The following is a 12,762-nucleotide window of genomic DNA, read 5'->3' as shown; positions in this document are numbered from 1 at the left end:
CGGTATGAAAATACCGTTTTTTTATTTGGTTAAATTCCTTTGCCGTGACCATATTGAATAAGAATTTTATTTGATTTTTGATCAATTCCTAGTTCTTGATTATGGTCGTTGGGTAAACCGAATGATAATAATCCAATACTCATTATTGTTAATATAGTAAATTTTAATATTTTCATTTTATTACCTCCCATTAATTAAGTGATTTTTTGGTAGTATAACTTTTATAAAAGAATTCGTTAGATTTTTCAGGGTTTTTTTGGTTTAAATAACGAATTGCTAATTCATCACTATAGAATTGAATGTCTTTCCATAGTCTATGCGGTTCTAGATATTCTATAGCGGTTGTTATGATATCTTCTAATTCTTCTAACGGTTTATTTTCAATGAAAGCCATGAGAATATTATAATGCTGTGTATATAGCTTATCACAGAAAGGCAAGCCTTTCTGTAATAAAAATAACGCTTGTGTGTGGTTATTTGATTTGTAATATTCACGAGCTAAAAGAAACATTGTTTTATAGTCTTTTTCATTTTCAAAAGAGTTCAAAAGGTGCTCTATAGCCAGATTAGGGCGGTTTTGTTCAGAATACAATAACCCTAAATTGTAAGTTACTTTTAAAACGCATTGTTGTAGATTGTGATTTTTGAACGTGTTAAGTGATGAAAGTAAATATTCTTCAGCCAATTGCCATTTTTCTAATGTTGTATAGGACATGCCTAGAGTGTTTTCGCAGGCAGCTATTTTTATTTCGTATTCATTATATTGAGAAAATAAATTAAGACTACTATTACTATGATGAATCGCTAATATAGGATCATCTAGATAGTAATAGTAAAGAGAGGCGCGATAATTAAATTCTGCAATTTCGCATTCGTCATCAATATATTTTAGTAATTCTTTGGCATTATCAAAATAATATTGAGCTTGTTGATAATCTCCAGTATTTGTACGGTGTATGAATTTGAAAAAATGATAATAATAGTTCAATTTAAAATCACTATCAAACTGTGAGATATTTAGTTCTAAATCATTTTGATAATCCTCTAATAGTATTAAGTACCTATAACGAAATAATAAGTATAACGTAGCTATTGGAGAAGTTGTTTTGGAAAAGGATGCGTTAATTGAAGTGTAGTATTTTTTAGCTTCTTTTACATGTTGTTTTCGAATTAATGAATACCACTTTTCTAATTCGATTACTAATTGGTTGTTAGAACTAGATTGCATTAAATTCATTATGAGTCTCCTTTTTTAATTTTTAAGTCTTATTATTTTAACATAAAAATAATAATTATAATATTGAGAAAATTTAAAACTGTTATCGTTTAAAATTTCAACATGAAGAGTTAACATTTTTTAGTTATCTTATGGCGGATAAGAACAATTTTCTTATCATTAGATCTGTGAATGGTCCGAAAAAGCATTAATCGTTGCCGTGGGTCTAGTATTTATTTTTTGTACAACTTTAGTTTTCTTCTGCTCCCTCATATGTATTTAAAGAACCTAGAATTTTATATGGATGGTGGTGCGAAACGTTGTTAGACCAAGAACAGGTGGCTTCGGCTATCATGTTCGTAAAATCTAGCGGATCCTGTTTCTAAAGATTTACTGGGGTCTAAGTAATATACTGTTATTTCAAATGAAGGGGTAACGCCTGGAAGGGAATACACGAGGTCGGAGTGCACGAACTGGAAGGTAAATTTCAGCGTGTTCTAAGCCCGATGTCATATGGTGGAAGAATCCGCCCTTATCTTTTGATAGGGAAAACCAGCCCGAGGGGGACGGTGTGGGTCATGCTGCTGGTGTCTGGTTGTCATGGTGAGAATGTGCTCTAAAATCCATTTAATATGGAGGACAGCACTGACGAACTTTCGAATGTACGAATCTAAACCATAGCCCCCTCTAAGCGATGGGGTGTAGCTGAAGGCTACGATGATTGAGGATAAGTAAAACTCACCATTATGAAAGTCCTTGCAGAGTTACAGGCTCTGGATAATTATCAGGTTCATAGGAAGCACCTAAAGCAATCACTGGGTTTCAATAAATAATTGAACACAGTAAAAGAACGGTATATTGCAACGTTGTAAGCCAGGGACGTGGAGGATTTGCCTCCTGTGAAGCGGTCATAGTGAATACTTAAGGTGATATTAGCCGATAAAGGATAAGCTAGTTTTGCTCTGGTGAAGGTGGAGGCACAGTACCACACGAAGCTTGCTGTAATGGCAGGTGGATAAGGGATAGCCTCTAGTCTTTCAAGAGGTTACACACTTTCAAATTAAGATTCTATGACGCTTTCAAGGTTCGAATACGACTAAGAAAAGTGAATCTTTGCACTCTTCACCCGCAAGGAGGAACCAACTTGAATTCAAAAAAGAAGCTTAGGCACAAGGAGTATTATGGACTTCAAGAATTATTTGATGGTCTCTATTCAAAAAGCCTAGAAGGACAAAAATTCTATAAACTAATCCATTTAATGACATCTGAAGAAAATATCCGGTTAGCTTATCGAAATATCAAGAAGAACACTGGAAGCAAGACAAGAGGAACAGATGGACTTACTATTAATTATATATCTAAACTTTCTATTGAAGAGGTTGTTGGGAAAATAAGAAGTATGTTTGACTACTATTTTCCTTCGCCTGTCAGAAGAATGTGGATCGAAAAAGATAATGGTAAGATGAGACCCTTGGGAATTCCAACTATGTGGGATCGACTGTTTCAACAATGCATCTTACAAATACTAGAGCCAATATGCGAAGCTAAATTCTACAAACATTCATATGGATTTCGTCCGAATAGAAGTACAAAGCACGCTATTGCGAGACTGATGTATTTAGTGAGTCGTGCGAAATTTTACCATTGCGTTGACATCGACATTAAAGGGTTCTTTGACAATGTTGATCATGGGAAACTACTGAAACAGATGTGGACCATCGGCATAAAAGACAAAAAACTCCTTTCCATCGTGTCGGCAATGCTAAAAGCTGAAATAAAAGGGGAAGGAATACCAACTAAAGGCACACCGCAAGGTGGTATACTTTCTCCTCTTCTGTCGAACATCGTCTTAAATGAATTAGATTGGTGGATTGCAAGTCAGTGGGAATTATTTCCGGCAAGGAGCCGGAGGGGCAAAACAAAAGGTTTACCATATGACAATATAAACAAATTTAGAGCTTTGCGTAAAGCTTCAAACCTTAAGGAAATCTTCATTGTAAGATACGCCGATGATTTTAAGATACTTTGTAAAACTGCAACCCAAGCAAAATTAATTTCTGCATCTGTTAAGAACTTTCTTTGGAAACGATTGAAATTGGAATGTTCGGAGGATAAATCTAAAGTTGTTAACCTGAAGAAAAAGAGTTCCGAATTTCTAGGACTTGAACTTAAGGCAGTCTGGAAAAGGAAAAGGTCCGTTGACAAATACTTTACAACCAAAAAAGGCGGAAAAAAGAAAGCAAATCCAAAGAGAATCAAGACCACCAATCGTGAACGTAAGAAAAATGGTAATAGTGCAGAGTATAAAGAGTTATGGTCCATATCCAGTGTGATGTCTGTTAAGTCTATACACAAAGCTAAACGGAAAATCAAAGATGCTATTAAAATGTTACAAAAACGTCCTACACGACAGACGGTTGCCAATTATAATTCAGTCATACATGGTATTCAAAATTACTACAAAATGGCAACATTGATTACTAAAAACCTATCAGAGATTAACTTTCACTGTCGCAAGAGCTTGAATTGCCGTCTTAAACAGAAATGGATCGACGGAAATCGAACTCATATGGATAAACACCAAACTGAAAGGTTCAAAGGGTACGCATGGGTTATGAAAGAAATACAAGGTAAAGTTTTATCACCTATATATGCTCAAAAGCATGTATCGCCTATGAATTTCAGTCAAGACATCAACAACTATACAATTGAGGGAAGAAATTCGATTCATAAGAACTTAGAGCGAATAAACTCAGTTACTCTCCAGCATGTTATGAGGTCATATATCCCAAGCTGTTCTATCGAATATAATGACAATAGAATATCTAAGTTTATCTCACAAAATGGGAAATGTGCCATAACCAAAATGGAGCTGGGTAAGCATGATTGGGAATGTCATCATATTATGCCATTTAGGAAAACGGCAGACGACTCTTACCAAAACCTTTTAATTCTCTGTAGTGACATTCACAAATTGGTAAGAATAAAAGACATTATCAAAATTAGAAGAATTGTTGAAACATATTCCCTGACGGAACAACAAATTGACAAAATCAATGCTCTAAGGAAATATGAAGCCGTTCCATTGATCAATCTTAATGTTTTATATGAAAAATCTAACAGCCCTGTAGCATAGTAAATTTTATTTTAAAAGTTGCATTAGCTATAAAGGTTAGTTTATGGAATGTGTAACTGGAGGAAGATGGGACGCCGTGTGAGCTCGAAAGTCTCACGCACGGTGTTAGGCGGGGGAAAACTGTAAGATAATATCAAGCAGTAACCTATCGCAACAGGATGTATGAGTCAATATCAAATGTTGTACAGCACACCGTATCTCTATTCTTCTCGTACATTGCAACAAATGTACAAAAGTACAAGAAAAGAAGAGGATGTAACAGCCATACAGGAGCACATGCTACGTCATGACGTGTATCTGGACCGACAGTACCGAGGTTATTATTATTTAAGTCAAAAAATTGAAGAAGATTTATATGATGATGAACATCCTGTCTCTTGGAATGAGTTATTAGAAGATTACCAGTTATACAAGGATTCTCAAGGGAATTTATCCATTCAACCGAAAGGCTGGCGATAACATGACCATTGTAGGCGAATTAGGGGTTGTATATGGCGTGACAGGTGCAACCGTTATGGGTATTAAATTGCTTAAAAGAAAAGGGCTTCACCTTCCCGATTGGGTACTACGTGCGGGTCTTGAATGCTTGTTGATTGGCACGGTCTGGTATCTGCTACGTGATATGCTCGATGTATTTCTACGCTAGTATTTTATCGGGTAGTTGAAGGGAGCTGTCGCAATGCATGGAAACAACTTCTTTCTTATGTACTACATAACCCCAACTACCTCTAGGGAGGTATGGAGTTTATGTTTTCACTTTTGGTAATTCCAGTTACTTTTTTAACAGTAGCGTATTTTTTTAAGGGAAAAGAGCTAAGTGATAAAAAGAAAATCAAAGCGTTTTTTGAAATCACGAAAGTGTGTGTACAGCATAAAGGAGAAATGCAGTACCCCGTATTTTTGAAACAAACAGAGGATGATATTAGTACAACATTTGTCTATCGGCTGCCATTAGGTGTGCCGAGTCAGCTCATACAGAAGTTAGCGCAAGTATTAGAGGAAGGGTTGTATAAACCCGTAATGATTTCCTTTCAACAACGGGAGCTGTTTATACGGGTATTCCAGCAATGCATTCCTGAAAAATGGCATTGGTCGAGTGAATTGTTACGAGAGAAGACATGGAACGTCATCATGGGAAGAGCGTTAGATCGAATGATTTATCATGATTTTGAAAAAACACCGCATATGTGCGTGAGTGGGATGACTCGTTTTGGTAAGACAGTTTTTCTCAAAAATATGATGACGAGCTTAATTTTACAGCAACCCCGTCATGTGAAATTCTATGTGATTGACTTAAAAGAAGGATTGGAATTCAGCCCTTACAAGGACTTGGCACAAGTAGAAGAAGTGGCGGAGAATCCCATGCAAGCATTTGGCGCGACACGTTTCTCTATAAGCGTTTAGACGTGAAGTGAGAGTGTTGCTGGAATTTATCTTTAGCAACAATAACTAATATATCGAGAGTTGGAATGAAATTCGTCATGTTGAATTGAAACAACTCCATTAATACTCCTACATGCATGATTTGTTAGTAGACAGATTGTGTATGAAGCTAGGTGAAGTCGGCTGAACGAGCCTAAGTGATTTTTAATCATATGGTGTAGGATAGGTCGGATGGCTGAAAAGATAACTATGGTGAGAATGGCTCTTATGGGTCTGACGAATTTGCGAATGTACGGGTCTAAAATTGCACTATATCGAAAGGTATAGCACACAAGAGTGTGGTAGAGCACCGAAAAGTAAGGGTCGGATGGCTGAAATTCGGGATAAGCAACGATGAGCTTATAAACTCTACAGGCTTATAGCAAACACCTACGGTTATCATGAATAGCTAGATATATTGGAACGTGGGAAGCAAAAAACTGCTACATGCAAACAGCTACTACTGGGCAGGTGGATATAAGGTGATGAGCCGAAATTCCTTTATTTTTGTGAAGGTAGGGGCACAGTACCGTTGAAGCGTCTAATGAACGTGGAGGGATGGTCCCAAGTCTAGTTTGGTTTATGTTTAATTTTAAGAAAATGAAGCTCAATGGTCAGGTAGGAATGTGGGCAAAAACCGAGGAGGTTTCCACAGTTGAGCACAACAATGAGATATTGGGAATATTACAATATGCAAGAAACATTTGATAGGTTATATGAAGAAAGTCAAGGAAATAAATCATTCCATGGTCTATATGAACTGATTACTTCGGAGAACAATATTCTTTTAGCATACCGAATAATAAAATCTAATAAGGGATCCAAAACAGCTGGCACGGATTTGTTCACGATAGATAATTATAAACCAATGTATAAAAAGGAATTTTTATCATTGGTTTGTAAACAACTAGAGATATACAAACCAAAAGCAGTAAAGAGAGTTTTTATTCCTAAGCCCAATGGAGATAAAAGACCTTTAGGTATTCCAACTATGTTTGATCGGTTAATTCAACAAATGATTAGGCAAATTTTGGAGCCGATTTGCGAGGCGAAATTTTACGAACATAGTTATGGATTTCGTCCGATGAGAGGAACAAAACATGCCATTTCTAGAGTAATGTTTTTGATAAGCAGAAATACTTTTCATTACGCGGTAGATATAGATATAAAAGGATTCTTTGACAATGTTAATCACACATTACTTCTAAAACAATTGTGGAATATGGGTATTAAAGATAAGCGAGTGTTAAAACTTATCTATTTAATTCTAAAAGCACCAATTAAGGGATTTGGAATTCCAAAAAAGGGAACACCACAAGGTGGAATACTCTCGCCATTACTATCCAATATAGTTTTAAATGATTTAGACCAATGGATAGCAAGTCAATGGCACTATTTTGAAACATCATATCCATATACAAATAATGCAAATCAAAAGCGAGCGATGAAAGGTACTAAATTGAAACAAGGATTTATTGTTCGTTATGCAGATGATTTTAAAATTATGGCAAAGGATTTCCGAACGGCACAAAAATGGTTTTTCGCGATAAAAATGTATCTCAAGGAACGATTGAAGCTAGATATTTCACCAGAAAAATCCAGAATAATCAACCTTAGGAAAAACAAATCTGAGTTCTTAGGATATTCATTATATGTAGTACCTAAAAGAAACAAATGGGTGTGTAACTCTAGGATATCAAATAAGAAAAAGAAGCAAATCAAACTTGAGATTAAAAAGCGAATAAAGGCTATTCAATTGTCAACAACTCGGAAAAATGTGCAATTATATAATGCCTATGTACTTGGACTGCGTAACTATTTTAGGTATGCTACACATGTAAATATTGAAATGAAACAGCTTGCATTTAACCTATCATTAGTAATATTCAATCGATTAAAAGGTGTCGGGAAATATGAAGTTCCAATCAATGCACCTCCGGTGTATACAAAATTCTTTAAAAATAAGTATCGAACATTTAAAGTATGTGGTATTTACCTATTTCCACTAGCGGATATACAAACAGCAACTATATGGAATTACACGCAAACTCAAACGCCTTATACTCAACAAGGCCGAAGGATTGCCAAACATATTGAGTTAAATAAATTGGTGTTAAGCGAAATTAAGAAACTATTAACTGCAAATATCCCGAATGAAAGTATAGAATACTTGGATAATCGAATGGCAAGGTATTCTATGTTGAATGGAAAATGTGAGATACTCAAAGAATTTTTATCAGCAAGTGAGCTGCATTGCCATCATTATATTCCGAAGGAATTAGGTGGAACAGATGAATACGCAAATCTTAGAATCATTCATAAAGAACTTCATAGATTAATTCACATGACAAATAAACAAACGATTGAATTTTACTTTCAAAGACATTCGTTGACTGTGGAACAAGTTAAACGAATAAACCAATATCGAAGAGCTTGTAATTTAGAAAAAATTAAACAATAAGCAAATTAGATGGAGCGCCGTATGAGATGAAAGTCTCACGTACGGTGTGGAGTGGGGGAAAAGGTAGAGATAACTTCAAATCCTTACCTATCACTAACATATGTTGAATCGTATCCGTGAAAAGATGGTAGAACAGGTAGTACGCATGAAAGAATCTTATTTTACCAACATTGTAGATACACCAATCAAAGAACGCTATTTCATTATAGTTGATGAATCAGCGAACTTGTGTCCAACACAGGGATTGCCAAAACAAAAGAGAGATATGCTCTATATGTGTCAAGAAATGTTATCGGAAATAGCGAGGATTGGCGGAGCATTGGGGTTTCGCCTGATTTTTTGCACCCAGTACCCGACTTCTGATACATTACCGAGACAAATAAAACAAAACAGCGACGCCAAGATTGGATTCCGCTTACCGACCGTAGTGGCTTCACAGGTGGCGATAGATGAAAGTGGATTAGAAGAACTTCCATCCATACCAGGGCGAGCGCTTTTCAAAACAGATCGTGTAGAAGAAATTCAAGTGCCTTATCTGTCCAATAAGGAAATGTGGAAAGCATTAAAACAGTATAAGGTGGTGAAACAAATTGAAACATCAAAAACTGAAACAAAAAGCGAGACAAATCGAGATTTTATCGAGTTTAAGTAAATTGGAATTTGCGTCTAGACGACAGTTGCAAGCCATTCATTGTCTAGGTAGCATTCGGAATGCCAATCGTATTCTGAAGGAGTTACGCTCCTACTGTCATGTGACTTCGCACAACCGAGAGTATGTGTATTATCTCAATAAAAAAGGGATGGCACTACTCGGCATACAGGCAAAAGAAAGAAAAAAGAAGCATCAATTAGAACATATTTTATTGCGAAATGAAGCATGGATGTGGCTAGATTTTCCGAATTGGAAAACAGAGCAAGTCATCACTCTGCGCTATCAAGGAGAAGAAAAAACAATTGTCCCAGACGCATTTTTCACAAAAGACAATGTTCCTCACTTTGTAGAAGTAGACCGGCTACAGCATATGAAAGTAAATGAAAAGAAAATACAGTATTATGCTTATTTAACTAACATTTATCAGAAGCAACAGCAAATTAAGCCCATCATCATCTTTTGTACGATATCTGACTGTAGAGAGAAGCAATTAATGAATTATGCGCTGAAACATAATGTGTATGTGCAAACATATTTAATGAAAGACGTATGGTAAGCATTTACTACTCTAAAAAAAATCTTCATATTTAACATCTTTTTTCAATATCCTTAATCCTTTGTTAATCTTAAAAATTGTAGAATATTTAGGTTGATAAGATTCTTCATTGCATATTCTAGAAATCGTTCCTCTACTTAATTTTGAAGTATTTTCTAAATCTAATTGAGTGATGTCTGACTGTTTGTCTATCCAACGCCCAAATTTGCTTCTCTTTTTACCTAAATTAAACCAGTTCATAATTAACACCCTTATATTTTAATAGTTGCTACAAGGTTGTCCAAGATGTCCAATTTTTATACAGAAGAAACATTTGGACATAAAAGTGAATGCTGATGAATAGATTAATAATAGTAAAATGGATAATTAAAATGTAATTATTTTGTGGAATATAGCATACATATTAATAGCTACAAGTTGCGACTAAACTGAAATATAAATTGCAACTTGTTGTAAAGGGTATGCTAGTAAAATAAAAAAGCGAAAACTCTTACTCTCGCAAGGGGTTTCGCTTTTTGTATGAAGTGAGGAAGTGGAAGTAGATAAGTAGAAAACTAATAATTTCACGTACTATAATGTAAAAACATGTAAAATAAAAGAGAAATATCTCAAATAAGGGGTTTTCTCTGTCATCCTGTCGATATTTGCTGTATAATAAGGAAGATCAATTAATATGACTTCCAATATGCGGAGTTTAACATGTTTCACTTTTTTCATAGTAGCTTCAACAAAAATCAAAATCCCTATGTATAGCAGGCACACAATACTGACGTTGTATTGTATGCCTGCTCTTTTTTTAGTATAGGTAAGCGTAGCAAAGCACACAGTCTTGGCAACGGAATGGCTATAGAATGAGAGAGTAGTGGCGAGGTGTGTAAAGGGAATCCCCTTGAGAGTCACATGCATGTTTCATGCGATTCCAAGGGGATTTTGTGTAGGAATATATGATGGATTTTCCAGTATTCCTCTATATGAGTATATGATACAATCAAGGTGTTCCGTATATTCCATTATATTGAACACCCATAGCAAATGCCTACAAGTAGGAGGCATTTCTTCTTATTTTTCCCTTCAGGTAAGCTAACGACCTGAAGGGTTTTTATGGTTAGAAAAGGGACAGTTGGATGGGTTCGTGTTCTTCTTTTTCTTGATTTGTACAAGAGATATGTCGATTGTAGCCCTTCCCTAATCTTCGCTGCATTTCATCATCTAGTAATTGAATCGCACGCTCTTGTGAGGCTGTATACATGACCACTTCTTGCGTCGGGTACATTTCTCCGCTTGGTGCTACGATGGTATAAGAAAGTGTATAGGCACTAATTTTCAAAAAACGACCTCCCTTATTGCGCATAATAGTGAATGCAATAGAATACATACGTGATGAGGACACCTACAAATATGATACCGTATAATTTTAATCCGATCAGTGCGCATTTCTAAAAAATAGATAATCCTTTTGTAACTACTCAGCTTCCTCACGGAGGCTTTTTTCATTTACTAGTCTGATATGTACTTTTTGTGTGAATACTAGATATATCAGACAAGGAGGTGGTATTTATGTTGAAAAAACAAGAAATTCTAGCTGTCTATCAAAAGGGACCTCAAGCTATTTACGATTTTGTTCATCAATTAGAAAGTCAAATACAGAATTTAAAAGAGCGTATAGAAGAATTAGAAAATCGTTCAAAAAAAAACTCTACAAATAGTCATAAACCACCCTCTACAGATGGTTTTCGTAAGCCTATTACAAAAAGTTTGCGAAAATCATCCCAGCGTCAAACCGGTGGCCAGTTGGGCCACAAAGGACATACACTTCATTTGACAACGACTCCTGACAATATGATTACCTATTCTCCTACGCATTGTATTTGTTGTCACACGTCCTTAAAACATGAACCTGTAAAAGGATACCGCATTCGCCAAGTGTATGATTTACCACCTATCCTGATAGAAGTCACAGAACATAAAGTGGAACAAAAAGAGTGCCCACATTGCCATTCTATCCAAGAATCCCAGTTTCCCTCTACTGTCTCTCGTCCTGTTCAATATGGTCCAAATATAAAAACACTGATTCCTTATTTAACACATTATCAATGCCTTTCTTTGAAACGAACAAAAGAATTCTTTCAAGATTGTTTTGGACATTCGATAAGCGAAGGGACGTTAGTCAATCATACCCATGCTTTTTCTGCTCAATTGCGGCCGTTTCTCGAAGAAGTAAAAGAACAGATTCTGCAGTCTTCTGTTGTCCATTTTGATGAAACCGGTATGCGAGTAGAAAATAAAACACAATGGTTACATACTGCGAGTACACCGGAGGTGACATTTCAACATATTCATGAAAAACGCGGAAAAGAAGCGATGGATGCAGGTGAAATCTTGCCTTCTTTTTCTGGAATTGCTATGCATGATGGGTGGAAACCGTATGATGTGTATACAGATTGTCGTCATGTTTTATGTAATGCCCATCTCTTGCGAGATTTGCAAGGGATTATAGATAGTACCGGAGAAACATGGGCACAACAAATGAAAGAATTCCTTACACAAGCTTTGACAATAAAAAAGCAATACAAGGGAAATATTCCAGAAATAGAGAAAAAGAATCTGTTTGCCGCATACCAGGCCATATTGAAAGGCAAACAGGTGCCTTCTGCAGAACAAAAAAAGAAAAGAAAACAGACGCCTTCTCAAAATTTATGGAATCGCTTTGCTAAGTATGCGGACAGAATTCTAGCGTTCTTAGAAAGTCCAGATATTCCATTTGATAACAATCAAGCGGAGCGAGATATTCGGATGACGAAAGTCAAACAAAAAGTGTCTGGGACGTTTCGAAGTAAGGAAGGTGCAGAATCATTTTGCCACATACGTAGTTTTATGAGCACCATGAAAAAACAAAATCAATCAGTATTACAAGCGATAAGTCAGGTGTTAAAAACCGGAACGGTTCCTTGGAATACCACTCTTTCGTAAGAGAATGTTTCTATTTCATATAGATTCTTTCTCTTATCGGAGTGTGTTCTTTTTCATGTTTTCGAACAGGAAACATGTATTTGGCATGCTTTTTTGTTTAACTAAGCTGAGTAGTTACAACATATACAGTTTAATTGACGTGTTTTAAATATTATTAAGTTGTATTTTTGAAATGAAAAATACAAGATTTTTAGTTATGTCATAAAGTTTGTACTTTTTGACATAGTGTATAAATTTAGCAAATCCCCCCATTTCGGGGATTTGGGCAAAAACACCCTAATTCGATATGACTGTCCTACAATGCTAACAACTGTGGCGTGATGTAATACATTGTTTATATTCGAAGCAT

General features: G+C 35.7%; 10 protein-coding genes and 2 pseudogenes. 8 read left to right on the top strand and 4 right to left on the bottom strand.

Annotation, left to right across the window (positions count from 1 at the left end):
• Nucleotides 1–29 precede the first annotated feature (29 nt).
• On the bottom strand, nt 30–176 hold the full coding sequence (locus tag MHI28_RS33770) for a hypothetical protein (protein WP_000698019.1): 147 nt from the start codon (nt 174–176) through the stop codon (nt 30–32).
• Between the two features lie 14 nt (nt 177–190).
• On the bottom strand, nt 191–1,237 hold the full coding sequence (locus MHI28_RS33765; protein WP_340828878.1) for a hypothetical protein: 1,047 nt from the start codon (nt 1,235–1,237) through the stop codon (nt 191–193).
• 1,123 nt (nt 1,238–2,360) lie between these two features.
• Between MHI28_RS33765 and MHI28_RS33760 the strand changes: the two genes are divergently transcribed.
• The 7 genes and pseudogenes from MHI28_RS33760 to MHI28_RS33730 all read left to right on the top strand — a co-directional run bounded on the left by MHI28_RS33760 (nt 2,361) and on the right by MHI28_RS33730 (nt 9,443).
• The gene (locus tag MHI28_RS33760) at nt 2,361–4,352 is read left to right on the top strand and encodes a reverse transcriptase domain-containing protein (RefSeq protein WP_445661815.1); all 1,992 of its coding nucleotides are present in this window, start codon (nt 2,361–2,363) and stop codon (nt 4,350–4,352) included.
• Nucleotides 4,353–4,514: 162 nt separating this feature from the next.
• Nucleotides 4,515–4,811: a hypothetical protein gene (locus MHI28_RS33755; RefSeq protein ID WP_340828877.1), complete on the top strand. Its 297-nt coding sequence runs from the start codon at nt 4,515–4,517 to the stop codon at nt 4,809–4,811.
• Between the two features lies 1 nt (nt 4,812).
• Nucleotides 4,813–4,998: a hypothetical protein gene (locus MHI28_RS33750; RefSeq protein ID WP_340828875.1), complete on the top strand. Its 186-nt coding sequence runs from the start codon at nt 4,813–4,815 to the stop codon at nt 4,996–4,998.
• A 101-nt stretch (nt 4,999–5,099) separates the two neighbouring features.
• Nucleotides 5,100–5,723 (top strand): annotated as a pseudogene (locus MHI28_RS33745) (FtsK/SpoIIIE domain-containing protein); the annotation flags it as partial.
• A 706-nt stretch (nt 5,724–6,429) separates the two neighbouring features.
• Nucleotides 6,430–8,235 (top strand): group II intron reverse transcriptase/maturase, encoded by a 1,806-nt coding sequence (gene ltrA / locus MHI28_RS33740; protein ID WP_340827644.1) that lies wholly within the window; start codon nt 6,430–6,432, stop codon nt 8,233–8,235.
• Nucleotides 8,236–8,313: 78 nt separating this feature from the next.
• A pseudogene (locus tag MHI28_RS33735) lies at nt 8,314–8,887 on the top strand (FtsK/SpoIIIE domain-containing protein); the annotation flags it as partial.
• Nucleotides 8,826–9,443, top strand: a complete 618-nt coding sequence (locus MHI28_RS33730; protein ID WP_340828874.1) for a replication-relaxation family protein — start codon at nt 8,826–8,828, stop codon at nt 9,441–9,443. The pseudogene MHI28_RS33735 and the gene MHI28_RS33730, both read left to right, overlap by 62 nt.
• Before the next feature lie 12 nt (nt 9,444–9,455).
• Here the strand turns inward: MHI28_RS33730 and MHI28_RS33725 are convergent, their stop codons facing one another.
• Together MHI28_RS33725 and MHI28_RS33720 are read right to left on the bottom strand one after the other, a co-directional pair.
• Nucleotides 9,456–9,683, bottom strand: coding sequence for a transcriptional regulator (locus MHI28_RS33725; protein WP_078188154.1), 228 nt, complete (start codon nt 9,681–9,683; stop codon nt 9,456–9,458).
• Between the two features lie 865 nt (nt 9,684–10,548).
• Nucleotides 10,549–10,770, bottom strand: coding sequence for a hypothetical protein (locus MHI28_RS33720; protein ID WP_100910769.1), 222 nt, complete (start codon nt 10,768–10,770; stop codon nt 10,549–10,551).
• A 230-nt stretch (nt 10,771–11,000) separates the two neighbouring features.
• On the opposite strand from MHI28_RS33720, the gene tnpC reads away from it, so the two are divergent.
• A complete protein-coding gene (tnpC, locus tag MHI28_RS33715; RefSeq protein ID WP_197233369.1) occupies nt 11,001–12,413 on the top strand; it encodes an IS66 family transposase in 1,413 nt (470 codons plus the stop codon).
• Nucleotides 12,414–12,762 lie beyond the last annotated feature (349 nt).

It is taken from the genome of Bacillus sp. FSL K6-0268, from assembly GCF_038005425.1.
GTDB classification, from domain to species: domain Bacteria; phylum Bacillota; class Bacilli; order Bacillales; family Bacillaceae_G; genus Bacillus_A; species Bacillus_A thuringiensis_S.
Note: the sequence above shows the minus strand (reverse complement) of the source record. Positions and strands in the feature narration are given on the sequence as shown.

Bases quoted from the DNA above. Each gene is read 5' to 3' on its own strand.
- MHI28_RS33770 (WP_000698019.1), bottom strand. From the start codon at position 176: ATGAAAATATTAAAATTTACTATATTAACAATAATGAGTATTGGATTA.
- MHI28_RS33765 (WP_340828878.1), bottom strand. From the start codon at position 1,237: ATGAATTTAATGCAATCTAGTTCTAACAACCAATTAGTAATCGAATTA.
- MHI28_RS33755 (WP_340828877.1), top strand. From the start codon at position 4,515: ATGAGTCAATATCAAATGTTGTACAGCACACCGTATCTCTATTCTTCT.
- MHI28_RS33750 (WP_340828875.1), top strand. From the start codon at position 4,813: ATGACCATTGTAGGCGAATTAGGGGTTGTATATGGCGTGACAGGTGCA.
- MHI28_RS33725 (WP_078188154.1), bottom strand. From the start codon at position 9,683: ATGAACTGGTTTAATTTAGGTAAAAAGAGAAGCAAATTTGGGCGTTGG.
- tnpC (WP_197233369.1), top strand. From the start codon at position 11,001: ATGTTGAAAAAACAAGAAATTCTAGCTGTCTATCAAAAGGGACCTCAA.